The sequence below is a fragment of the Brevundimonas nasdae genome (assembly GCF_016654005.1).
In the GTDB taxonomy this organism is placed as follows: Bacteria; Pseudomonadota; Alphaproteobacteria; order Caulobacterales; family Caulobacteraceae; genus Brevundimonas; species Brevundimonas nasdae.
Map to the genome: position 1 here is coordinate 172299 of NZ_JAEPWN010000005.1, position 21523 is coordinate 193821.

Annotated in this window: 23 protein-coding genes; 11 read left to right on the forward strand and 12 right to left on the reverse strand. The window is 66.3% G+C overall.

From position 1 onward, the window contains the following. Positions 1 to 133: 133 nt before the first annotated feature. Complete coding sequence (gene acnB / locus JKF87_RS09705; protein WP_201099683.1) at positions 134 to 2728, forward strand: bifunctional aconitate hydratase 2/2-methylisocitrate dehydratase; 2595 nt, start codon at positions 134 to 136, stop codon at positions 2726 to 2728. An 89-nt stretch (positions 2729 to 2817) separates the two neighbouring features. On the opposite strand, the gene JKF87_RS09710 is transcribed toward acnB, so the two are convergent. Next, on the reverse strand, positions 2818 to 3606 hold the full coding sequence (locus JKF87_RS09710) for an SDR family NAD(P)-dependent oxidoreductase (RefSeq protein ID WP_201099684.1): 789 nt from the start codon (positions 3604 to 3606) through the stop codon (positions 2818 to 2820). 103 nt (positions 3607 to 3709) lie between these two features. Between JKF87_RS09710 and JKF87_RS09715 the strand changes: the two genes are divergently transcribed. Beyond that, complete coding sequence (locus tag JKF87_RS09715; RefSeq protein WP_201099685.1) at positions 3710 to 4270, forward strand: TetR/AcrR family transcriptional regulator; 561 nt, start codon at positions 3710 to 3712, stop codon at positions 4268 to 4270. Here JKF87_RS09715 and JKF87_RS09720 read toward each other — a convergent pair. Beyond that, positions 4261 to 5241: a S41 family peptidase gene (locus tag JKF87_RS09720; RefSeq protein ID WP_201099686.1), complete on the reverse strand. Its 981-nt coding sequence runs from the start codon at positions 5239 to 5241 to the stop codon at positions 4261 to 4263. The two genes, JKF87_RS09715 and JKF87_RS09720, sit on opposite strands and share 10 nt — an antisense overlap. A 266-nt stretch (positions 5242 to 5507) precedes the next feature. Further along, the gene (gene acnA, locus JKF87_RS09725; RefSeq protein ID WP_201099687.1) at positions 5508 to 8234 is read right to left on the reverse strand and encodes an aconitate hydratase AcnA; all 2727 of its coding nucleotides are present in this window, start codon (positions 8232 to 8234) and stop codon (positions 5508 to 5510) included. A gap of 241 nt (positions 8235 to 8475) precedes the next feature. On the opposite strand from acnA, the gene ccmA reads away from it, so the two are divergent. The 6 genes from ccmA (at position 8476) to JKF87_RS09755 (ending at position 11696) form a co-directional block, all read left to right on the forward strand. Next, positions 8476 to 9099, forward strand: a complete 624-nt coding sequence (gene ccmA, locus JKF87_RS09730) for a heme ABC exporter ATP-binding protein CcmA (RefSeq protein ID WP_201099688.1) — start codon at positions 8476 to 8478, stop codon at positions 9097 to 9099. Next, entirely contained in the window at positions 9096 to 9806 is a 711-nt protein-coding gene (gene ccmB / locus JKF87_RS09735; RefSeq protein ID WP_201099689.1) for a heme exporter protein CcmB, read from the forward strand. Before ccmA ends, ccmB begins: the two co-directional genes overlap by 4 nt. 74 nt (positions 9807 to 9880) lie before the next feature. Next, positions 9881 to 10600 (forward strand): heme ABC transporter permease CcmC, encoded by a 720-nt coding sequence (gene ccmC / locus JKF87_RS09740; protein ID WP_201099690.1) that lies wholly within the window; start codon positions 9881 to 9883, stop codon positions 10598 to 10600. Between the two features lie 14 nt (positions 10601 to 10614). Continuing rightward, on the forward strand, positions 10615 to 10812 hold the full coding sequence (gene ccmD / locus JKF87_RS09745) for a heme exporter protein CcmD (RefSeq protein ID WP_201099691.1): 198 nt from the start codon (positions 10615 to 10617) through the stop codon (positions 10810 to 10812). Continuing rightward, the gene (locus JKF87_RS09750) at positions 10809 to 11372 is read left to right on the forward strand and encodes a DsbE family thiol:disulfide interchange protein (protein WP_201099692.1); all 564 of its coding nucleotides are present in this window, start codon (positions 10809 to 10811) and stop codon (positions 11370 to 11372) included. The genes ccmD and JKF87_RS09750 overlap by 4 nt, the downstream gene beginning before the upstream one ends. 54 nt (positions 11373 to 11426) lie before the next feature. Then, positions 11427 to 11696, forward strand: coding sequence for a hypothetical protein (locus JKF87_RS09755; protein WP_201099693.1), 270 nt, complete (start codon positions 11427 to 11429; stop codon positions 11694 to 11696). On the opposite strand, the gene JKF87_RS09760 is transcribed toward JKF87_RS09755, so the two are convergent. Continuing rightward, complete coding sequence (locus tag JKF87_RS09760) at positions 11697 to 12455, reverse strand: M48 family metallopeptidase (RefSeq protein ID WP_201099694.1); 759 nt, start codon at positions 12453 to 12455, stop codon at positions 11697 to 11699. 372 nt (positions 12456 to 12827) lie between these two features. On the opposite strand from JKF87_RS09760, the gene JKF87_RS09765 reads away from it, so the two are divergent. Next, positions 12828 to 14117 carry a tyrosine-type recombinase/integrase gene (locus JKF87_RS09765; protein ID WP_201099695.1) on the forward strand — a complete coding sequence of 430 codons (1290 nt, stop codon included), beginning with the start codon at positions 12828 to 12830 and terminating at the stop codon, positions 14115 to 14117. A gap of 312 nt (positions 14118 to 14429) precedes the next feature. On the opposite strand, the gene istB is transcribed toward JKF87_RS09765, so the two are convergent. From istB to JKF87_RS09790, 5 genes are all read right to left on the reverse strand, one after another. Then, on the reverse strand, positions 14430 to 15158 hold the full coding sequence (gene istB, locus JKF87_RS09770; RefSeq protein WP_003170613.1) for an IS21-like element helper ATPase IstB: 729 nt from the start codon (positions 15156 to 15158) through the stop codon (positions 14430 to 14432). Beyond that, on the reverse strand, positions 15145 to 16656 hold the full coding sequence (istA, locus tag JKF87_RS09775) for an IS21 family transposase (protein WP_201099696.1): 1512 nt from the start codon (positions 16654 to 16656) through the stop codon (positions 15145 to 15147). Before istA ends, istB begins: the two co-directional genes overlap by 14 nt. A 76-nt stretch (positions 16657 to 16732) precedes the next feature. Beyond that, on the reverse strand, positions 16733 to 17599 hold the full coding sequence (locus JKF87_RS09780) for a hypothetical protein (protein ID WP_201099697.1): 867 nt from the start codon (positions 17597 to 17599) through the stop codon (positions 16733 to 16735). Positions 17600 to 17710: 111 nt separating this feature from the next. Further along, positions 17711 to 18142 (reverse strand): hypothetical protein, encoded by a 432-nt coding sequence (locus JKF87_RS09785; protein WP_201099698.1) that lies wholly within the window; start codon positions 18140 to 18142, stop codon positions 17711 to 17713. Between the two features lie 33 nt (positions 18143 to 18175). Beyond that, entirely contained in the window at positions 18176 to 18748 is a 573-nt protein-coding gene (locus JKF87_RS09790) for a hypothetical protein (RefSeq protein ID WP_201099699.1), read from the reverse strand. Here JKF87_RS09790 and JKF87_RS09795 point away from each other — a divergent pair. Next, positions 18747 to 19001, forward strand: a complete 255-nt coding sequence (locus JKF87_RS09795; RefSeq protein WP_201099700.1) for a DUF7662 domain-containing protein — start codon at positions 18747 to 18749, stop codon at positions 18999 to 19001. The two genes, JKF87_RS09790 and JKF87_RS09795, sit on opposite strands and share 2 nt — an antisense overlap. 8 nt (positions 19002 to 19009) lie before the next feature. Here JKF87_RS09795 and JKF87_RS09800 read toward each other — a convergent pair whose 3' ends face one another. The 3 genes from JKF87_RS09800 to JKF87_RS09810 form a co-directional block, all read right to left on the reverse strand. Beyond that, positions 19010 to 19414, reverse strand: a complete 405-nt coding sequence (locus tag JKF87_RS09800; RefSeq protein WP_201099701.1) for a helix-turn-helix transcriptional regulator — start codon at positions 19412 to 19414, stop codon at positions 19010 to 19012. Further along, on the reverse strand, positions 19402 to 19608 hold the full coding sequence (locus tag JKF87_RS09805; protein WP_201099702.1) for a hypothetical protein: 207 nt from the start codon (positions 19606 to 19608) through the stop codon (positions 19402 to 19404). Before JKF87_RS09805 ends, JKF87_RS09800 begins: the two co-directional genes overlap by 13 nt. Before the next feature lie 270 nt (positions 19609 to 19878). Further along, a complete protein-coding gene (locus tag JKF87_RS09810; protein WP_236261258.1) occupies positions 19879 to 20679 on the reverse strand; it encodes a transglycosylase SLT domain-containing protein in 801 nt (266 codons plus the stop codon). 368 nt (positions 20680 to 21047) lie between these two features. Between JKF87_RS09810 and JKF87_RS18300 the strand changes: the two genes are divergently transcribed. Further along, complete coding sequence (locus JKF87_RS18300) at positions 21048 to 21197, forward strand: hypothetical protein (RefSeq protein WP_236261259.1); 150 nt, start codon at positions 21048 to 21050, stop codon at positions 21195 to 21197. The last annotated feature ends 326 nt before the right edge of the window (positions 21198 to 21523 follow it).

Genomic DNA, 21523 nt, shown 5'->3' on the forward strand with positions numbered 1-21523 from the left:
ACCTACGACGGAGGTCGAGGCTGCATCAGCCCTGCTTCTATTGCGACCCCATTCCTTATGTGGGAAAGGCCCCGCGCGGTTTGGCGGGCCAGCGGGCGCGCCTGATCGCGGACCGGATCAAGGAAGGCCGCACATGCTGGAATCATATCGCACTCACGTCGCCGAACGCGCGGCCCTCGGCATTCCGCCGCTTCCGCTCTCGGCGCAGCAGACCGCCGATCTGATCGAGCTGATCAAGGCCCCGCCCGCCGGAGAATCCGAGCAGGAGCTGCTGAACCTGCTGGCCCATCGCGTGCCGCCCGGCGTGGACGACGCGGCCAAGGTCAAGGCCTCCTTCCTGTCCGCCGTGGCGCATGGCGACTTCGCCGTGCCGTCGCTGTCGCGCGAACGCGCCACCGAACTGCTGGGCACCATGGTCGGCGGCTATAACGTCAAACCGCTGATCGACCTGCTGAACGACGCCGCCGTCGGTCAGACCGCCGCCGAGGGTCTGAAGAAGACCCTTTTGATGTTCGACTTCTTCCACGACGTCTCCGAACTGGCCAAGAGCGGCAAGCAGCCCGGCGCCGCCAACGCCCAGTCCGTGCTGGAATCCTGGGCCGAGGCCGAGTGGTTCACCAGCCGCGAAAAGGTCGCCGACAAGATCACCGTCACGGTGTTCAAGGTGACGGGCGAAACCAACACCGACGACCTGTCGCCCGCGCCCGACGCCTGGTCGCGCCCCGACATTCCGCTGCACTATCTGGCCATGCTGAAGAACGCCCGCCCCGGCATCACGCCCGAGCAGGACGGCGTGCGCGGGCCGATGCAGTTCATCGAAGACCTGAAGGCCAAGGGCCATCTGGTCGCCTATGTCGGCGACGTGGTCGGCACCGGCTCGTCGCGCAAGTCGGCGACCAACAGCGTGATCTGGGCCACCGGCCAGGACATCCCGTATGTTCCGAACAAGCGTTTCGGCGGCGTGACCCTGGGCGGCAAGATCGCCCCGATCTTCTTCAACACCCAGGAAGATTCCGGCGCCCTGCCGATCGAGGTGGACGTCACCCAGCTGAACATGGGCGATGTGATCGACATCTATCCGTATGAGGGCAAGATCGAGCGCGACGGCGCCGTGGTCGAGACCTTCGCCCTGAAGAACCAGGTCCTGCTGGACGAAGTTCAAGCCGGAGGCCGCATCAACCTGATCATCGGCCGGTCGCTGACGGCGCGTGCGCGTGAGACCCTGGGCCTGGCCGCCTCGACCGTCTTCCGCCTGCCAGTCGAGCCTGAGGACACCGGCAAGGGCTACACCCTGGCCCAGAAGATGGTCGGCCGCGCCTGCGGTCTGCCGGAAGGCAAGGGCATCCGTCCCGGCACCTATTGCGAGCCGCGCATGACCACCGTGGGGTCGCAGGACACCACCGGCCCGATGACGCGCGACGAGCTGAAGGACCTGGCCTGCCTGGGCTTCTCGGCCGACATGGTGATGCAGTCCTTCTGCCACACCGCCGCCTATCCCAAGCCGGTCGACGTCAAGACGCACCGAGAACTGCCCGAGTTCATCTCCAACCGCGGCGGCGTGGCCCTGCGTCCGGGCGACGGCGTGATCCACTCGTGGCTGAACCGCCTGCTGCTGCCCGACACCGTCGGCACGGGCGGCGACAGCCACACCCGCTTCCCCATCGGCATCTCCTTCCCCGCCGGTTCGGGTCTGGTGGCGTTCGGCGCGGCCACCGGCGTCATGCCGCTGGACATGCCGGAATCCATCCTGGTCCGCTTCAAGGGCGAGCTTCAGCCGGGCATCACTCTGCGCGATCTGGTCCACGCCATCCCCTATTACGCCATCAAGCAGGGCCTGCTGACGGTGGCCAAGGCGGGCAAGATCAACGCCTTCTCGGGCCGCGTGCTTGAGATCGAGGGTCTGCCGGACCTGAAGGTGGAGCAGGCGTTCGAACTGACCGACGCCTCGGCCGAGCGTTCGGCGGCGGGTTGCACCGTCAAGCTGAACAAGGAGCCGATCATCGAGTACATGACCTCCAACATCGTGCTGATGAAGAACATGATCGCCGATGGCTACGCCGACGCCCGCACGCTTCAGCGCCGCATCGACGCCATGGAGGCCTGGCTGGCCGCCCCGACCCTGCTGGAGGCCGACGCCGACGCCGAATACGCCCATGTCATCGAGATCGACCTGGCGGACGTGACCGAGCCGGTCCTGTGCGCCCCGAACGACCCCGACGACGCGCGCCTGCTGTCGTCGGTGCAGGAGACCCCGATCGACGAGGTCTTCATCGGTTCGTGCATGACCAACATCGGCCACTTCCGCGCGGCCTCGCTGCTGCTGAAGGGCAAGAAGGACATCCCGACCCGTCTGTGGGTCGCCCCGCCGACCAAGATGGACGCCGCCGAACTGACCAAGGAGGGCCACTATTCGACCCTGGGCGGCGCAGGCGCGCGCATGGAGATGCCGGGCTGTTCGCTGTGCATGGGCAACCAGGCCCAGGTGAAGGAAGGCGCCACCGTCGTCTCGACCTCGACCCGCAACTTCCCCAACCGTCTGGGCAAGGGTTCGAACGTCTATCTGGCCTCGGCCGAACTGGCGGCGGTCGCCTCCAAGCTGGGCCGCATCCCGACCGTGGCGGAATACATGGCCGAGATGGGCGTCATCGACGGCGCCCGCGACGAGGTCTACCGCTACATGAACTTCGACCAGATCCCGGAATATGCGGATCGGTTTGCTGCTGAATAGGCGGAACGACAGTCTGAAATGACGAAGGGCCGACGGAAATATCCGTCGGCCCTTTCTTCTGGAAGGAAGCGGCGGGACACGCCGCGACTTCAGGCCTCGCTGCGGTAGCGGTCGGCCAGTTGGTTGACGCCGAAGCTGGGCAGCATGGCCTGGCGCGCGGTCTGCAGCCTGTCCCACAACCCCGCGTCGTCCAGCGGCGGTATGGTGACCAGTTCGCGCCGGTCAAAGCCGATCAGGGCCGCGTCGACCAGATCATCCACCTCCATCAGCGACGGGATCCTGCTCAGATCCGCGCCGGAGCGATCCCAGATTTCGGTGCGCGTGGCCGCCGGCAGCACCGCCTGGACATAGACGCCCTTGGGACCAAGCTCGTTGGCCAGACCCTGCGACAGATACAGGACGAAGGCCTTGGTGGCCCCATAGACCGACAAACCCAGTTCCGGCGCCAGTCCGACGACAGAGCCGATATTGATGATCGCCCCCTGCCCCGCCTTGATGAAGCGCGGCGCGACCGCGCTGGCCAGGGCGGCGACGGCCGAGGCGTTCAGGCTGACCAGTCGCATGATGTCGCCTGCCTCCTGTCGGGTGAAGCCGCCGCTCAGGCTGGCGCCCGCATTGTTGACCAGAACCCCGATCCGCTCGTCGTCCCGCAGACGCGCCACGACCGCCTCCACATCCTCGACCCGGGTCAGGTCGGCGGCCAGCACCTCGATCTTCACGCCGGTCTCCGCCCGCAGCCGTTCAGCCAGGGTCTCCATCCGCGTCTTGTCGCGGGCGACCAGAACCAGATCATGCCCGCGCCGCGCGAACCGGTCGGCATAGGTCGCCCCGATGCCGCTGGAGGCGCCGGTGATGAGAACGGAAGGAAGGGTGGACATGTCGTCGGCTCCTGTCGCCAGTTTAATCATGACAGGCATCATGATTGTTGCCAAATATGACGCCCATCATGTATCCGTCAATGCCTGAACAGGAGACGAGGCCATGAAGGTCAGCCGCGACCAGATGCAGGCGAACCGCCGACGCATCCTCGATGCAGCCGGGGAGCGGTTTCGCGAAAGGGGGTTCGAGGCCGTCAGCGTCTCCGAGGTGATGAAGGCGGCCGGTCTGACGCACGGCGGCTTCTACGGCCATTTCTCGTCCAAGGACGATCTGATCGCCGAAACCCTGTCACATCTGGCGGACCAAAGCCTGCAGAGGCGCCCGGCCAGTCTGGACGCCTATGTGGACGACTATCTGTCCTCCCAGCATCGCGACAACCTCGGGCGCGGCTGCGCCACAGCGGCCCTGGCGTCCGACGCCCGGCGCCAGTCCGGCGAGGGCCGGACCGTCATGTCCGACGCCGTGGCCTCCCAGATCGCACGCTTCACCGACGCCCTGTCCACGCACGACGGCGCCGAAGACGCCCGCCGCGAAGCCATCGGCACATGGTCCGCCATGGTCGGCGCCCTCATCCTGGCCCGGTCCGTGGAGGACGAGGCCCTGTCCGATGAAATCCTGACCTCAACCAAAGACTGGATCCGACAAGGGCGCAGTCAGGGCTGATCCCCCGACGACGCATCCAGCGAGGCCAGTCCCTCCTCAGCGATCTCGCGGCGGACGCCTTGTGCGTCCTTAAGGACGGCCTCCAGCGCCAGACGATGGGCGCGGGTCAAAGCCTGTTCGCTCGGAACCTCGACATCAGGGCTTACGCCGACGCCTTCCCAGTTCGCGCCGGTCAGGGTGTTGGCGACCTGCTCCATCGGAATGAAGGCGGCGAAACCCTTGGCCAGGGGTCGTAAACCACCCGGCGTGGCCGCGCCATAGGTCGTCTGTCCAATCAGGGTCGCCCGGCGCAGGGCCTGCAGGTCATAGGCGAACTCTTCAGCGCCGGAGCCGGTTCGCTTGTCGATCAGCACAAAGACCGGCCTGTCCGCGAAGTTCGGCGTCCTGGGTTCGGCGTAATAGGTTCGACTGGCCGTGGCGTCGTGCGGGTTCTGGGTTCTGACGGTAGGGGTGCGCTCCCTCACCAGATGGCCAATTGCATTCGCCACCCCGGCCGGATCGCCGCCAGGCGCGCCCCGGACATCGATAATCAGCGCGCTGACATCCGACAGCATGTTCAATCCGGCGGCCAGTTTCTCGGCGCTGGGCGGGCTGTCCAGGAACATTCGAACACGTAGATAGCCCACATTGCCGGCCAACCAGCGGACCTCGGGAATCTCGCCGCCGCGAAGACGCACCTCTTCCTGAAAGGCCGCCACGTCTTCCGTTGTCGGCGGCGCCTCATTGAAGCCTGCCGTGACCTCTGGCCCCACATAGCGGACGCGGAAGTGGCGATCATCGACGACCGGCGCGATCTGGGTGTCGATCAGGGCCAACAATCCGGCGGCGGTGCGCGCCTCGCGAAACGCGCCGCGCCGCTCCATCGCCTCTATCGTCCGTGCTGCCGCGATGCCCCGATCATGAAAGGCGAACCGCTCTCTCAGCACCTGCGCCAGCGACAGAACCACCGCGCGATTATCGGCGGCGCTCATCGTCACGGCGGATGGGTCCGCATTCGACACCGGTTGTGCAGCAGAAACGTCAGGAATGAACGCAAGGGTGATCGCGGCCGCGCAGGCAGCGGAAATTGTTCGGATCATGAGGCTCTCTCTGCGGTCTTCACGCATCAAGGAGGCTTCCGGCAGGGCGAACGGATGCACGTCAGCGGAAAGTTTCCACAAATCACGGTCCCATCACCCACGAAAAAGGCCGGTGGATTGCTCCACCGGCCTTTGCCGTATTCGACTGAAGCCGCGCCTTACTCGGCGGCGATGGGGGCTTCGGCTTCCGGGCCGCCTGCGAGGTTGCGCAGGACGTAGGGCATGACGCCGCCTGCGCGCAGGTAGTCCAGCTCGGTCTGGTTATCGATGCGGCAGCGGACCGGGAAGCGGGCCATCTTGCCGTCCGACGGGCGGAACAGCTCGACCCACAGGTCCTGACGCGGCTTCAGCTTGCCGATGTTGGCGTCGGTCAGGCCGCGGATGGTGACGATCTCTTCGCCGGTCAGGCCCAGCTTCAGCCAGCCGTCTTGCTTGAACTGCAGCGGCACCACGCCCATGCCGACCAGGTTCGAACGGTGGATGCGCTCGAAGCTTTCGGCGATGACAGCGCGGACGCCCAGCAGGTTCGTGCCCTTGGCCGCCCAGTCGCGCGACGAGCCGGTGCCGTATTCCTTGCCGGCGAAGACGACCAGAGGACGGCCTTCCGACTGGTAGCGCATGGCCGCGTCGTAGATCGACATGGTGTCGCCCGACGGGAAGTGCTTGGTCACGCCGCCTTCGATTTCCGGCGTGATGCGGTTCTTGATGCGGATGTTGGCGAAGGTGCCGCGCATCATGACTTCGTGGTTGCCGCGGCGGGCGCCGTAGCTGTTGAACTCGGCCGCCTCGACGCCGTGGTTGGTCAGATAGACGCCGGCGGGCGAGGTCTTCTTGATCGAACCGGCCGGGCTGATGTGGTCGGTGGTGATGCTGTCACCGAAGATGGCCAGGACGCGCGCCTCCACGATGTCCTGAACCGGGGTCAGCTCCATCGACAGGCCTTCGAAATAGGGCGGGTTGGCGACATAGGTCGACTTGTCGTCCCACTCATAGGTCTGGCCGCCGGTGACCTTGATCGCCTGCCAGTGCTTGTCGCCCTTGAAGACGTCCTTGTAGCGTTTGGCGAACATGGCCGGGGTGACCGACTTCTTCTGGATGTCGGCGATCTCCTGGCTGGTCGGCCAGATGTCCTTCAGGAAGACATCCTTGCCCTTCTTGTCCTGGCCGATCGGGTCCTTGGTGATGTCGATCCGCATCGAACCGGCGATGGCGTAGGCCACGACCAGCGGCGGCGAGGCCAGATAGTTGGCCTGGACGTCCGGGTTCACCCGGCCTTCGAAGTTGCGGTTGCCCGACAGGACCGAGGTGGCGACCAGGGCGTTGTCGTTGATCGCCTTGGAGATGGCCGGGTCCAGCGGGCCCGAGTTGCCGATGCAGGTGGTGCAGCCATAGCCGACCAGGTTGAAGCCGAGGGCGTCCAGGTCCTTCTGCAGACCGGCGTCGTTCAGATAGTCGGTGACGACCTGCGAGCCGGGGGCCAGCGAGGTCTTGACCCAGGGCTTGGCCTTCAGGCCCAGGGCATGGGCCTTGCGCGCGACCAGACCGGCGGCGATCAGGACCGACGGGTTGGAGGTGTTGGTGCAGGACGTGATGGCCGCGATGACCACGTCGCCGTCGCCGACGGTGAACTTCTGGCCCTCGACATCGGCGCGCGGGGCGTCGGACGGACGGTTGAAGACTTCGGTCAGGGCGGTCTCGAACGACGGGGCGGCGGTGGTCAGCTCGACCCGGTCCTGCGGACGCTTGGGACCGGCCAGCGACGGCACGACGGTTGAGATGTCCAGTTCCAGCACATCTGTGAAGACCGGATCTTCCGAGGTTTCGTCGATCCACAGGCCCTGGGCCTTGGCATAGGCTTCGACCAGGGCGACGCGCGCCTTGTCGCGGCCCGTGGCGGTCAGATAGCCGATGGTGGCGGCGGACACGGGGAAGAAGCCGCAGGTGGCGCCGTATTCCGGGGCCATGTTGGCGATGGTCGCCTGATCTTCGATCGTCATGTTCGGCAGGGCGTCGCCGAAGAACTCGACGAACTTGCCGACCACGCCCTTCTTGCGCAGCATCTGGGTGACGGTCAGGACCAGATCGGTCGCGGTCGCGCCTTCCGGCAGACGGCCGGTCAGCTTGAAGCCGATGACTTCCGGGATCAGCATCGGGATCGGCTGGCCCAGCATGGCGGCCTCGGCCTCGATGCCGCCCACGCCCCAACCCAGGACGGCCAGGCCGTTGATCATGGTGGTGTGGCTGTCGGTGCCCACGACGGTGTCGGGATAGGCGACGGTCTTCTTGCCCTCGTCGATGGTCCAGACGGTCTGGGCCAGGTTCTCCAGGTTCACCTGGTGGCAGATGCCGGTGCCGGGGGGAACGACGCGGAAGTTGTTGAAGGCCGACGAACCCCAGCGCAGGAAATTGTAGCGCTCGATGTTGCGCTCATATTCGCGCTCGACGTTCTGGCCGAACGACTTGGCGGTGCCGAAATTGTCGACCATGACCGAGTGGTCGATGACCAGATCGACGGGGACCAGCGGGTTGATCTTGGCCGCGTCGGCGCCCAGGGCGGACATGGCGTCGCGCATGGCGGCCAGGTCGACCACGGCGGGAACGCCGGTGAAGTCCTGCATCAGCACGCGGGCCGGACGGAAGGCGATCTCGTGCTCGACGGCGCCCTTGTTCTCGATCCAGGCGGCGACGGCCTTCAGGTCGGCTTCGGTGACGGAGACGCCGTCTTCGTTGCGCAGCAGGTTCTCGAGAAGCACCTTCATCGAGCGCGGCAGACGGGAAATCCCGGTCAGACCGGCTTCCTCAGCGGCGGGAAGGCTGTAATAGGCGTATTTCTTACGCCCGACGGCGAGGTCCTGGCGGGTCTTGAGGCTGTCGATTGACGGCATGGAGCATTCCTCTGGTCAGCGCCGCCCGACAATCCGGTTGCGCCTTCGCGCGACAGACGCAGCGGCTCACAGGACCCCTGCGCGCGCGGCGAAAGCCTGCTGCGGCAACCGCGCATATAGTCCTGCGTGATCCCACCGTCCATGAGTCCACACCCCTGACGTGGACATTGAGAAGGGTTCGCAACATTATCGCACAGATCGGCATCGCCCAGATCGGCATCGCCCAGATCGGCCCGCCCGCATGATCCACACCCTGACCCTGGCCGACCTGACCGTCATACGCGGCGAGCGCAGGCTGTTTAAAGGCCTGAACCTGGAACTGAAGGCAGGCCAGGCCCTGGCGCTGACAGGGGCGAACGGCGCCGGCAAGACCAGCCTGTTGCGCGCCATCGCCGGTCTGCTGCGGCCCGACGCCGGGACCATCGCGTTCCGCGACGGCGACGGCAATCTGCTGGACGAGCGCACGGCGCGCGGGCGCGAGGTCCATTTCCTGGGCCATCAGGACGCGCTGAAGACGGGACGGACGACGCGGGAAGAACTGGGCTTCCAGTGCGACTGGCTGGGCCACACCCAGCACGGTTTTGACCACGCCGCCGAGGCGTTCGGCCTGCAGCCCCTGCTGGACCTGGAGGTGCGCCGCCTGTCCGCAGGTCAGCGCCGTCGTCTGGCCATGGGTCGGCTGATCGGGTCGCCACGCGCCCTGTGGCTTCTGGACGAACCGATGGCGCCGCTGGATGTGCGCTGGCGCGAGGCCTTCGCCGACCAGATGCGCCGCCATCTGGACGCTGACGGTCTGATCGTCGCCGCCGTACATGATCCGCTGCCCATTCCCGTCCGCACGCTTGATCTGGGAGGTCTGGGATGAGCCGCCCCTCCGTTCAGCGCGAACCGCGTCCGCCGGGCCTGCGCGGCGCCACCCGCGTGCTGCTGGAGCGTGAGCTTGATCTGGCCTGGAGCGGCGGCGGCGGGCCCTTGCTGGCCTGCGGCTTCTTCGTCTGTCTGACGGCGGTGCTGCCCCTGGCGGTCGGCGGGGATTTTCGCACGCTGGGCCCTGTCGCCGGCGGCGTCGCCTGGCTGGCCCTGGCCCTGGCGTCGCTGCTGTCGCTGGAGCGGCTGTTCGAACGTGACCTGGAGGATGGGGCGCTGGACCTGCTCGCGCTGGGTCATCTGCCGATGGAGGCCGTGGTCATGATCAAGGCCCTGGCCCAGTGGATCGCCGTCGGCGTTCCGCTGGGCCTGACGGCCCCCATCGCCGCCATGGCGCTGGGCCTGCCGCCTGGGCTCGCCCCCCTGACGGCCCTGTCCGCCCTGATCGGCGGAGCAGGTTTCGCCCTGACCGGGACGCTGGGCGCCGCCCTGGCGCTGGGCGCACGGCGCGGCGGCCTGCTGATCGCGGTCGTCGTCCTGCCCCTGTTCATTCCGCCCGTCGTCTTCGGCGCAGGCGCCCTGGAACGGGCGTCCAGCGGCCAGTCGCCTGTCCCCGCGCTGGCCTTCCTGGGCGCCTATGTCCTGTTCGCCGCCGTCATCACCGCCTTCGCCAGCGCCGCCGCCGTCAGGAACGCCCAGGAATGACGCCAGAGATGATGCCAGAGATCATGCAGGACCGCCGCTTGCCCCTCGCCGCGACGCCGCGTAAGCGCTGACCGATGTTCGGCCTGTCAAACCCGCAGCGCTTCATGGCCTTCACCGGGCCGCTGACCCCCATTCTGTGGGGGCTGGCCGTCGTGTTGCTGGCGGTCGGAAGCTGGCTCAGCTTCACCGTGCCCGCCGATTATCAGCAGGGCGAGACGGTGCGGATCATGTTCGTCCATGTGCCCGCCGCCGTCTGGGGGCTGGGCGCCTATGCGGCCCTGGGCGTGTCCAGCTTTTTTGCCCTGGTCTTCCGTCACGCCCTGGCCGACGCCGCCGCCCGCGCCGCCGCCCTGCCGGGCGCGGCCTTCACCGCCCTGGCCCTGTTCACTGGTTCGCTGTGGGGCAAGCCGATGTGGGGCACCTGGTGGGTGTGGGACGCGCGGCTGACCAGTGTGCTGGTGCTGTTCCTGTTCTATCTTGGCTATATGGCGCTGAGAGCCTCCATCGACGACGAGCAGAAGGGAGCGCGCGCCGCCGCCGTGCTGGGTCTGGTCGGCCTGATCAATCTGCCGATCGTCAAATTCTCGGTCGACTGGTGGAACACCCTGCACCAGCCCGCCAGTTTTCTGACGCCCGGATCATCGGGGCTGGACCCAGTCTATCTGCCGCCCTTTCTGACCATGTTGGCGGCCTATGGCGTGCTGTTCCTGGCCCTGTGGCTTACCGCGATCCGCACCGAGGTCCGGCGTCGCCGCGTCGTCACCCTGCGCGCCCGACAGGCGCTGGAAGCTTAAGGATGGAGGCCTGAATGCTGGACCTCGACATGGGCCGTTACGCGCTGTTCGTCTGGCCCGCCTGGGGCGCCAGCGCCCTGGTCCTGATCGCTCTGGCCGCCCGCGCCCTCATCGCCTCGCGCCGGTGGAAGCGCGAACTCAAGCACCTGACAGACGCCGATGAGGCAGCGCGTTCTCAAGCAGCGCAACGCGCGGCAGGACAGGAACAATGAACCGCTGGCTGGCGCTGATCCCCCTGGCCGTGCTTGCGGCTCTCGCCGTACTGTTCGTCGGCTGGTCGTTGAATCGTGACCCCGCCTACAAGCCTGACGCCATGGTCGGCCAGCAGATCCCCGAGACGGTCCTGCCCATGCTGACCGGCGACCAGCCCGGCCCAGGCAATCTGGACCTGAAGACCGCCGGGGTGGGCAAACCCATGCTGGTCAATGTCTTCGCCTCCTGGTGCGCGCCGTGCCGGGTGGAGCACCCCAAGCTGCTGGAACTGAAGGCGCGCGGCGTCAATGTGGTCGGCATCGCCTACAAGGACGAACCGGTGGCCACCCGCGCCTTCCTGGATGAACTGGGCGATCCGTTCGCGCTGGTTCTGGTGGACCATGAGGGACGCGCCGGGCTGGACCTGGGGATTTCAGGCGTGCCCGAGACCTTCGCCGTCGACGCCATGGGCCGGATCACCGCCAAACACTCCGGCCCGCTGTTGAACGATGCGGATATCGAGCGCCTGGTCGCCTCGATGCAGGCCCCGCCGCGCCAGCCGCCCAGCGCAAAACACTGAAAGCTTCACCGGCGCATTAACCATTTCTCGACGGTATGCGTTAACCATGTCCGCATGAGCGCGATTCGCCCCGGAATGTCTTTGACGCCGACCCAGCAGGGGTTGGACCTGCCCAGCGCACGCAGCGCCCAGGCGGCCTTCTTCCGGGCGGCGATGAACCAGGCGCAGGCTGCGGCTGCTCCATCGGCGCCCCTGCCTTCCGCCGCCGTCATGTCCACGATCCTCACGGTCAGCCCGACCCGCCCGGCCGAGGCGCCGCCCAGCGCCCAGCGCGAGGAGCCCCGGATCATGCGCCCCGGGACCTATCTCGACATTCGGGTCTGATCAGCTCCAGCCGCGGCTGGCGATATACTGCTCCAGCGCCGTGACGCGCGTCGCATCGGACGGGTGGGTCGAGGCGAACTGCGGCGTCGCCGTCTGACGCTGCGCCGCCATCAGCCGCCACAGGGCCACCGACTGGCTGGGCCGCCACCCGGCCGCCTGAACATAGTCCACGCCCAACCGATCCGCCTCCAGTTCGTCGCGACGCGAATAGGGCAGGAGGACCCCGTACTGGGCCGCCAGACCGCCATAGGCGCCCACCGCCTGCCCATAGTCGCCCGCGATCCTCTGACCCAGCTGCAGGCCGATGGAGGTCACGGCCTGGGACGAGGAACGCTCCGCCGCATGATTGGCGACGACGTGCGCGATCTCGTGGCCGATGACGGCGGCCAGCTGGTCGTCGTTCTGCACCAGCGACAACAGACCCGTGGTCACGCCGATCTGGCCGGACGGCAGGACGAAGGCGTTGGGGCTGGTGTTGGTGAAGACCGCATAGTCCCAGGTCCGATTGTCGAGACGGGCCGCCTGCACCAGCTTGCTCCCCACCCGGCGGATGCGGTCGACCTGGGCGCCCGTCGTGGTCACGTTCTGGGTGCGGACAGCCTCGGCCCAGGCGGCGTTCGACTGCTGGATCATCGAGGCGTTGTCGACGATCAGGAACTGGCTGCGGCCCAGGGCCTCGTTATAGGCGCAGGCGCCCAGCGCGATGCCAGAGACGGCGAGTGCGGCCAACGCGACCAGTTTGCGGCGGTGACGGATCATGGACGGCCTCATCGAATGGTGCGGCCCAGCCAAGCAAATCCTGTCCGACAGGTCGAGAGGACGAAAGGCCGCCCGCTTCCGAAATCCAGATGAGAAACAGACCTGAAACGACAAACGGCCCGTCATTTCTGACGGGCCGTTTCGTGTTCTCGACTTGGAGCGGGCGAAGAGATTCGAACTCTCGACCCCAACCTTGGCAATGTTGGGGATCAGCATTTCCGGGCTTTTCAGGACGTTCCAAAAATCAGCTTTGTATGTTGTTTTGCATAGAGTTTCTTGTTTATCCGGTTGCGGAGCGTTTCGGCCGGTTTCACTTGAGTTGGTAGCGGAGTGGTAGCGGTGGCTCGGAAATGAGCGTATATTTCTATCGCCATGACGAAGCAAAAACTCACCAAGCGCGTGGTTGAGAGCGCGCCCGTTCCGGAGACCGGCGAGGGTCGAATCTGGGACAGCGAGATCGCAGGCTTCTGCCTTCGGATCTATCCAGGGACCGAGACCCGACAGGGCCATGCAGCCAAGCCGGTCCGAAGAATCTTCGCCATCAAGTACCGGGTCCGCGGGATCCAACGCTGGCTGACGCTTGGCGAGCATGGGGACGGTCCGGACAAGCTCACCGCGGACCGCGCTCGCAAGGAGGCCGCATCGGTGGTGGTCGACGCACGGCGCGGCATCGATCCCGGCGAAGCCCGCAGGCGCATCGAGGGCCTTACCGTCAAAGGCTTGGTTGAGCTCTATCTGGAGAGGGGGCCGGACGACAAACCGACCAAACGGGATTCGTCATGGGCCATGGACCGGACGAACCTCGAGCGCCACGTCGTGCCCCTGCTCGGGAAGATGGCGCTTGATACGGTCACTCGCGACCACATCACCGGGATGATCCGATCGATCACGGCCGGGAAGACCGCCAAGGATGTGAAGACCAAACTTCGTGGTCGATCCATCGTAAAGGGCGGGGCAGGCATCGCTGACCGGACCTATTCCACCCTGCGGGCGACCTTCAACTGGGCGATCGACAAGGGCCATTTCGCCGGCCCGAACCCCTGCGCCAAAGTCGAACGCAAGATTAGGCCGGCGGTCGAGCGCTTCCTGTCCGAGTCCCAGGCTCAGGATTTGATCGCAGCGCTGGACGCCCTGGAAGCGGGTGCGACGATCTCCGAACGGCAGGGCGCTGTCTATCGGCTTCTGCTTCTGACGGGCGCAAGGCGCAACGAGATCGCGGGCCTGCGCTGGACGGAGGTCGATTTTGATCGGCGTCGGCTCGTGCTGCCGCCGAGCCGCACCAAGGCCGGTGGCCGCACGGGGGATCGTCGGATCTCGCTCAACGACATGGCCTTCGGAATCCTGCACCGTCTCTACAAGACCCGCGGTCGAAGCCAATTCGTCTTCCCGGCCGCCAAGGGCGACAACGGATATGCGACCTCCGAGTCCAAGATCTGGCGGGACAAGGTGCTCCCCAAAGCCAAGCTGGAAGGCGTCCGCATCCACGACCTGCGCCACAGTTTCGCAAGCTTCGCCCTAGCCGACGGGGCCAGCCTCCCGATGATCGGCAAGGCGCTGGGACACGCCAACAGTCGCGCCACGGAACGGTATGCCCATCTGAGCGACGATCCTGTTCGCGCGCTTGCAGAGCGGATCGGTGAGCGTTTCAGTCCCAAGGCCTGAACTCGGGTCCACGGGCCGATATCAATCCGGAGCCATGGTTTGACTTTGAGCGTAGTAAGACGCTCGCGGTGTTCCAATATGCCGAATGTCAAACCAACATGTTTGACAATCTTCATATTAGGACACTATGAGTGTTCAAATGATAGGAATGTCAATCGGCGTCTAAAAGGGACCCCCTATCGGCGTGCAATAGGGACCCCCTTTTGAGGTTCGGGATGGACGTCACGAGCGCACCGCTTGCGAGGGTTGGGGCGTAGGGAGGGCGTAGCCCGACCGGAGGCTCAACCCTCGCCTGGCGTTCTTCGTGGAGGGTTAGCTGCGGTGTTTGAAGCGCCAGCTGTCGTTGCCGGTCTCGACGATGTCGCAGTGGTGGGTGATGCGGTCGAGCAGGGCCGTGGTCATCTTGGGATCGCCGAACACGGTCGGCCATTCGCCGAAGGCGAGGTTGGTCGTGACGATCACCGAGGTCCGCTCGTAGAGCTTGCTGATCAGGTGGAACAGCAGCTGGCCGCCCGAGCGGGCGAACGGCAGGTAGCCAAGCTCGTCGAGGACCACGACGTCGAGGCGGCAGAGGTGAGCAGCCAGCGCACCGGCCTTGCCCAGGCGGGTCTCCTCCTCGAGGCGGTTCACCAGGTCGACGGTGTTGAAGTACCGGCCACGCGCCCCGGCCCGCACGACGTTGGCGATGATGGCGGTGGCCAGGTGGGTCTTGCCCGTGCCTGTCCCGCCGACCAGCACGATGTTGCGCCGGTTCGCCAGGAAGGCGCCGCTGTGAAGCGAGCGCACCAGCCCCTCGTTGATCGGCGTGTCGTCGAACACGAAGGCGTCGAGGTCCTTCACGGCGGGCAGCCTGGCCGCCGCCATCCGGTAACGGATGGAAGCCGCATGCCGGTGGGTCGTCTCGGCGCGCAGCAGGTCGGCGAGGATCTCCATGGTCGTGCGCTTGCGCTGCAGGCCCGTGGTGACCGCCTCGTCGAAGGCTCCGGCCATGCCCTTGAGGCCCAGGCCGGTCAGGGCCGCCATCATCTCATGCCGCTGCATGCAGGCCTCGCAAGCTGTCGTAGCGGTCGCAGTCCGCCAGAGGCGGATGCCGCAGCGCCAGGTCATCGGGCGTGACGATGCTCAGCGGCCGGGGCGGTTCGCGCCGGCGCGCCAGGATGTTGAGGATGACGTCGTCGCTGACGGTCCCGGCGGCGAGCGCCTCGCGCGCCGCGGCCTCGACCGGCTCCAGGCCGTCTTCCAGCACCGCCGCCAGAACCCGCACGAACCGGCGATCGGCTTCGTCGCCCGCACCCAGCTTGCGCCTCAGGCGGGCCAGCCCCGGCGGCAACTCCCAGTCCTGGAACGGCGCGCCATTGCGCAGGGCGCCGGGCTTGGTCGCCAGCACCGGGAGGTAGTGCCATGGGTCATACAGGGTGCGGTCTCGACCGAAGAACCGGCGATGGTCGGCGACGACCTCACCCTCGCAACGCACGACGATCCGGTCGGCATAGGCGCGGACCTGCACCGTACGGCGTCCCGCTCTAGCCATCACCGAGTAGCGGTTGCGGTCGAAGCTGATCAGGCAGGTCCCCGTCACCGCGTGCTCGCTCTCGTGGAAGCCGTCGAACGGGCCCAGCATCGGCTGCAGCGCCGGCCGCTCGGCGGCCAGGGCCTGAGCAACCGTCAGCTCTTTCTGCTCGGGGTGCTGACGCAGCTCGCCCCAGCGCCGGCACTCCGCCTCCAGCCAGCCGTTCAGCTCCTCCAGGCTGGTGAAGCGCAGGCGCGGCTGGAAGAACCGTCCCCGGGCCGTCTGGACCTGGTGTTCGACCTGGCCCTTCTCCCAGCCCGCCGCCGGGGAGCAGGCCGTCGGCTCCACCATGTAGTGGCTCGCCATGACCAGGAAGCGCCGGTTGAACACCCGGTCCTTGCCCGTGAACACCGTCGTCACCGCCGTCTTCATGTTGTCGTAGATCCCGCGCGTCGGCACGCCGCCGAAGAAGGCGAACGCCCGCGCATGCGCGTCGAACAGCATCTCCTGGGTCTCGCGCGGATAGGCCCGAACATAGATCGCCCGCGAGGCGCACAGCCGCATGTACGCCACCTTCACCCGCATCGGCTTGCCCGCGATCTCCACGTCCTCGTGGCTCCAGTCGAACTGGTAGGCCTCGCCCGGCCGGAACATCAGCGGGATGAACGATGGCGCGTCCGCCACGCCCCGGCGTCGCTTCAGCCGCCACCCCGCCGCGTAGCGCCGGACCGCGTCGTACGACCCGTCGAACCCCTCGCGCACCAGCAGGTCATGAACCCGCGTCATCCGCAGCTTCTCGCGCCGCGGCCGCGCCTCGTCCTCTTCCAGCAGCTCATCGAGCCTGGCCTGGAACGGCGCCAGCCTCGGCAACGGCTGCACCGCCCGCCGATAGGCGAACTCCGCATCCGGCTCCCGGATCGCCTTGCGCACCACCTTGCGCGACAATCGAAGGTCACGCGCGATCGCCTTGATCGCCTTCCCGGACGCAAACTCGCGCCGAATCCTCAACACCGTCTCCAACACCAACATCCCGAACTCGCCGCCTGACATCCGCCAAGCCGCCACCGTTAGACCTCAGGAATGAGGGGTCCTTATTCGACGCCGATCACACCGCTAACGGGGTCCCTTTTCCACGCCGATCCACACGCGAGGCGGTCCGCTTGAGACGGGGCGAAACGCCGAAACCGTCGTGACGAACCGAACGCTCCGAAACGATGCCGGGTATCCGATAAAGGCTTTCGGCGTCCTGCCCCTGTCGCGCCGCGAGGTGAGGCAGGACCGACGTCAGGACGGGTGAGCTCCAGAACTGCGGGGGATTGCCCTGGATGCGATGGCCTCCCGCTCTCAGACGCCCCGCGAGGATGTCGAGAAAGGCGAGCCGGTCCGCCACGTCGCGCTCGACCTCGTTCCAGACTTCACGGACCGCTTCATCGTCGATCCCATGCATCCGGTTGGGCTGCACCCGTATGAAGCGCGTGATCTCGCGGGGCGAGAAGCTGAAATAGCTGGGGATCAGGTCGCCCAACCGGCCCTTGGCCTTCCCCTCGGCGGTATTGCAGTCATTGCAGATAAGCGTTGTGAAGAACCGCATGGTGAGGTCCTTGCAGGCGTCGACGCCGCGCCGGAGATCCCGGCCTTCCGGGGTCCGGTCCTCGATGTTCACCAGCGGGCGAAGCATCTTTTTGGCGTGGTCGCGCAGGTGGTCGTGATGCCATTCCAGCTGGCATAGAAGGACGCCGTGATCGCTGACCCGCGCGATCTCAGGCTTGCGCCGCTGACAGGCCTCGCAGACCCAGTCACGCCGAACCTCGGCCCAGTTGCTGTTCAGATTGAGTTTCTGCGCTCCCAGGCCGAGCATCAGGGCCCTGGTCTGCCGGCTCCAGGCGCCGTCCGCCTGGGGTAGCAGGGACTCAAGGTCCTCGTCGGACACCGCTCTGAAGTCGGGCATGACGAGAGAGATGGATGCGGTCATCGAGGAATCCGGAAGTTCAAGGCGAACTGCCTTGAGTGTGCGCCAGATTCGGACGTCCGTTCGACTTCAATTCCGAGGTCGCCAATCCCGTAGGCCGCGGGTCAGGCCTCGTCAGGCGCGGCCCGCCGTCGCGCCGCCCGACTCCGCCAGCGGCAGCTCCATTGCGTAGCACCAGTAGATCAACAGGACCGAGGTCAGCGCCTTATCGTCCAGTCCCGACGGAAAGGGTGTTCCTGCACGCTCACCGGCCATCTCATTGACCTGGATAACGGCCAGCGCCTGCGTGAGGCGAGAGCCCAACACCCGCCCGATCTCCGGCGAAACCCGTTTCCAGCGCCTGAGGCGGACGCGGTCCTGGATCGCGTTATCTGCAGCGCGTTCTGATGCCGAGGCATAGGCGACATCGCGCCACGGAGCGAAATACTGCGCCTCCGGCCAGAGAAGCCGGGACTGGTCGCTCCAGGGGATGATGACCGGCCGGCTCTCTTCCGGCCGCGAAATGGCGCTTTCGCAGAACGTGCTCAGAAGCTCAAACTTGTCCATGTCGGTCTCACGAGGCGCGGAAGGGCGACGCCGTCATCGTTTTCGGAGGCTCGGCGCCGGAAGGTCGTTAAGCTCGCAAATCAGCGCCCGACAACGGTCGAATATGATTGCGGCGAGGTTGGGCGGATAGACGTGCTCGCTTCCGTGAGCGATCTCGTTGCGAATGTGGACCAGCAACACATGATCGTCGCCCCACTGACTTTTCTGCGGGGTCGATAGAATGTTCCGTTCAACCGCATATCCAAGACGCCTCGCAAGACCGGGCATCTTCTTCGCGTCAGCGCCCAGGCGGATCTTGAGAGCGAACTCGAGACTGGCCAGGGCCTGGCCGGCGGCGACCACCATCAGTTCGTAGTCAAGCCAGCCGTAGATCAGCGCATTCAGGGCGCGCGCGTAGATCCTGACCACGACGTCAGGCGCACCGGCAGGCAGCTCCAGATCGGCGACCATGTCGTAGTGGTCGCGGAAGCTCAATGGGCGCAGGCCGTCGACCGGGTCGTCCGTCATCACGATCCGGTATCGCGCGTCGGGCTCCAGCGCCTCCGCATAGGTTTTCATCGCGTCTGTCCCTTGGCAATAGCGGCGCTGTCCGGCTTTGTAGGTCATGGGCAAGTACGATCCGCTTCGGGACTATCTCCGCAAACAGAAGGCCGATGATCTCGAACTCTCTTTCGTCGAGATGGAGCGCAAGATCGGCTATATGCTGCCCAAGAGCGCGAGCTTGCCGCAGTGGTGGGCCAGCCCGAGCGAACCGGCCACGGCCCCTGTTCAGCACAAGGCCTGGACGGATGCCGGTTTCGACGCCGTCCTGATCGCCGGCGCCGACCGCGTGCGTTTCAGGCGAGCGGGATCGACCTGACCATCCCTTCAGCCACCGAAGTCGAACGTCGTCTGGTTCTCCGGGACGACCGGCTTTCGTTTCCGGCGGGTCTTGGCGGTTGGATCCTGGCCAGTCGCGACGACCGATGCCGAGGTATCCAGCTGCTCCTCCACGGTCTGGCTGACCTGCGTCGGCTCGAGCGGCTTCAAGGCTGCCAAAACGACCCGGGGCTCCGGGAGACGCCGTGGCGTTCTTGCCCGTTTCCATGCGAGCAGTTCGCTCTGCCACCATCCGACCCGGTTCTGCGAGACCTGAACACAGGCCGGGAAATCCCCGGTCTTCGACATGCGCCAGACCGTCGTCCGGCTCAGCCCGCAGATAATCTTCACCTGCGACCACGGCAAAATGCGATCCTCCAGTTCATCGAAGGGTGGGACGGTCACCGTATCCATGACACCGCCTCGTCTGCCCGGCGCTCCAGAACCTCGGCGAGCAACCGGGCGTCTCGCGCCGCATCGACCGGATCGCGGACTTCCCAGAGTCGAAGAACATCTTTCAAAGCGAAGCTGACCGCCGGGTCGATCAGCAGGTCCGCTACCGTCGACGGCCACTCGGTTCTGAACCCTTCCAGTCCCGCCTCAACCATGACGCCGCCCCTTGGCCGCGGGCGGCGCAGACGCGCGAAGGTCGCTAACCTGGGTCAGAGCCCAGGCGCGAAGCACGCCACGCGGATAGTAGGGCCTGTGCCGAACGTGCAGACAGGGAGGCCCATTGCCGCCAGTGGACCACAGTCGCGCAAGGGTCTCGGGCTTCATGCGAATGCCGTACTGGACCAAGAAGGCGGACGCCTCCTTGCGGGTCAGGAGATCCTCGTCAGCCGCCTCTGACGCAGGAACCACAGGCTCTGCTGCGGGGATCATCGACCGGGCTCCGGCGACCGGCACTCGCGGGAGTTCCGGGCGCCGCGCCCGGCCGTGAGCGCGAGGTAACAGTCCACTGCGGAAGCCACATAGGCCTGGGTCTCCGCGATGTGCGGGATGCGGCCGAGACGAGCGACGCGGTCCGGTCCCGAGTTATACGCTGCAAGGGCGAGGCGGACCTCCCCGAAACGAAGCAACTGCCGCGCCAGATAGTCGGCCCCGCCATTCAAGTTCTCGATCGGGTCAAATCGGTCGCGAACAGCGAGGTCGGCCGCCGTCCCCGGCATCAACTGGGTCAGGCCGCCGGCCCCGGCCGGGGACACGGCATCGACCCGATAAGCGGATCCGTCGGCGACGAGTTCGTCGCACAGCAGGATGTTGCGGCGATCCAGATAGAGCGTCCGGAACTGCTCCCGCGGGAGATAGGCTAAGGTTGTCCGCGCATAGGCCAGGACTGTGTTCCATGACGACAGGACCGGGCGGGCGCAGGCGGCGCTTCGGGCCAGCCGGATGCTAAGCTCGCGCAGAAGCTTGAGATCCAGGATTGCGGTCGGACCCAGTCCCGGGAGACGGCCGAGTTCGGAGACTTCGGCGGCAGCTATGTCGCCGAGAGATCCGAACCGATCCAGCAAGGCCTCGGCGATCGGATCGACATCCGACCCGGCCAGACACCGGCCCAACAGCAGGCCGAGCAAGGTCTGGTCATCGAGTGCGGTGAGCGTCGAGGGCTCCGGCGTCGCGCGGTGCGGCATCGAGGCCAGCGGGGGGGCCTCTGCGTGGCGCGGAAGGGATCTCATGGCGACCTCCTGGTCTGCGCTCCCCGTTGGAGCGCCGCCGCCGCCCTCGCTTTCCCCTTTGCTGCGGTCGCGGCTTGGCGGAGCGACAGACGCGCTCCATCGTGCGTCGATGAAATTGATCCTGATCCTCGCCAGCCTCATCCTTGGCCCCGGCCGTCGCCCACGCGGCCCCCTGTGAGGGACGTCTCCCGAGCCGGTACGGTGAGACCGTCTCCGGCGTCGTCCGCTACATCGGCGACGGCGATAGCCCGTGCCTCGGTCCCAGTGCAAATCCGGCCATGTGGATTGAGGTCCGGCCGTCGGACTTTGACGCACCGGAGTTTCACGGTCCGACAGGCCGGACCGACCGTGATCATCTGTCTAGGCTGGTGCGAAGCAGGTTCCTGGCCTGTGTCGCCGTCCGGGGGCGGAACGGCCGGGCCATCGTCTATGACCGCGTCATCGCACCGTGCCGGCTGAACGGCCGTCGTGGCGGCGATCTGTTGCGGGTCGTCGGCGGTTGGAAGGGCGGCAACTAGGACCTCGACCACACGGCCTCGGTCAGTCGCCCGACCGCGATAAGACCTGACGCTCCACCTCTGCGGCGTCGAGGGCGCGGTGGTGGTGGGGACGATGGAACCTTCCCGCTCCACCCGGGATCAGCGAGGACTGCCATCCTTCCTTGCCCGAGCGTCCAGAAAACATCGCGCAACAAGAACATGAAAGAATACCGAGCCACCCGAAGCGGCGTTCGTCTCACCGGATTGGCATCATCTTTAGCGAGAATTGGTAGCGTTTTGTGGAGGAGCCACACCCGTTGGCTCTGCTGGGAACGTCGATTTTTCTGGTGACCACGGGAAAACTC

What these genes read in the sequence shown, in the direction of transcription:
- acnB (WP_201099683.1), top strand. Translation starts at nt 134, where the DNA reads ATGCTGGAATCATATCGCACTCACGTCGCCGAACGCGCGGCCCTCGGC.
- JKF87_RS09710 (WP_201099684.1), bottom strand. Translation starts at nt 3,606, where the DNA reads ATGTCCACCCTTCCTTCCGTTCTCATCACCGGCGCCTCCAGCGGCATC.
- JKF87_RS09715 (WP_201099685.1), top strand. Translation starts at nt 3,710, where the DNA reads ATGAAGGTCAGCCGCGACCAGATGCAGGCGAACCGCCGACGCATCCTC.
- JKF87_RS09720 (WP_201099686.1), bottom strand. Translation starts at nt 5,241, where the DNA reads ATGAGCGCCGCCGATAATCGCGCGGTGGTTCTGTCGCTGGCGCAGGTG.
- acnA (WP_201099687.1), bottom strand. Translation starts at nt 8,234, where the DNA reads ATGCCGTCAATCGACAGCCTCAAGACCCGCCAGGACCTCGCCGTCGGG.
- ccmA (WP_201099688.1), top strand. Translation starts at nt 8,476, where the DNA reads ATGATCCACACCCTGACCCTGGCCGACCTGACCGTCATACGCGGCGAG.
- ccmB (WP_201099689.1), top strand. Translation starts at nt 9,096, where the DNA reads ATGAGCCGCCCCTCCGTTCAGCGCGAACCGCGTCCGCCGGGCCTGCGC.
- ccmC (WP_201099690.1), top strand. Translation starts at nt 9,881, where the DNA reads ATGTTCGGCCTGTCAAACCCGCAGCGCTTCATGGCCTTCACCGGGCCG.
- ccmD (WP_201099691.1), top strand. Translation starts at nt 10,615, where the DNA reads ATGCTGGACCTCGACATGGGCCGTTACGCGCTGTTCGTCTGGCCCGCC.
- JKF87_RS09750 (WP_201099692.1), top strand. Translation starts at nt 10,809, where the DNA reads ATGAACCGCTGGCTGGCGCTGATCCCCCTGGCCGTGCTTGCGGCTCTC.
- JKF87_RS09755 (WP_201099693.1), top strand. Translation starts at nt 11,427, where the DNA reads ATGAGCGCGATTCGCCCCGGAATGTCTTTGACGCCGACCCAGCAGGGG.
- JKF87_RS09760 (WP_201099694.1), bottom strand. Translation starts at nt 12,455, where the DNA reads ATGATCCGTCACCGCCGCAAACTGGTCGCGTTGGCCGCACTCGCCGTC.
- JKF87_RS09765 (WP_201099695.1), top strand. Translation starts at nt 12,828, where the DNA reads ATGACGAAGCAAAAACTCACCAAGCGCGTGGTTGAGAGCGCGCCCGTT.
- istB (WP_003170613.1), bottom strand. Translation starts at nt 15,158, where the DNA reads ATGCAGCGGCATGAGATGATGGCGGCCCTGACCGGCCTGGGCCTCAAG.
- istA (WP_201099696.1), bottom strand. Translation starts at nt 16,656, where the DNA reads ATGTTGGTGTTGGAGACGGTGTTGAGGATTCGGCGCGAGTTTGCGTCC.
- JKF87_RS09780 (WP_201099697.1), bottom strand. Translation starts at nt 17,599, where the DNA reads ATGACCGCATCCATCTCTCTCGTCATGCCCGACTTCAGAGCGGTGTCC.
- JKF87_RS09785 (WP_201099698.1), bottom strand. Translation starts at nt 18,142, where the DNA reads ATGGACAAGTTTGAGCTTCTGAGCACGTTCTGCGAAAGCGCCATTTCG.
- JKF87_RS09795 (WP_201099700.1), top strand. Translation starts at nt 18,747, where the DNA reads ATGGGCAAGTACGATCCGCTTCGGGACTATCTCCGCAAACAGAAGGCC.
- JKF87_RS09790 (WP_201099699.1), bottom strand. Translation starts at nt 18,748, where the DNA reads ATGACCTACAAAGCCGGACAGCGCCGCTATTGCCAAGGGACAGACGCG.
- JKF87_RS09800 (WP_201099701.1), bottom strand. Translation starts at nt 19,414, where the DNA reads ATGGATACGGTGACCGTCCCACCCTTCGATGAACTGGAGGATCGCATT.
- JKF87_RS09805 (WP_201099702.1), bottom strand. Translation starts at nt 19,608, where the DNA reads ATGGTTGAGGCGGGACTGGAAGGGTTCAGAACCGAGTGGCCGTCGACG.
- JKF87_RS09810 (WP_236261258.1), bottom strand. Translation starts at nt 20,679, where the DNA reads ATGAGATCCCTTCCGCGCCACGCAGAGGCCCCCCCGCTGGCCTCGATG.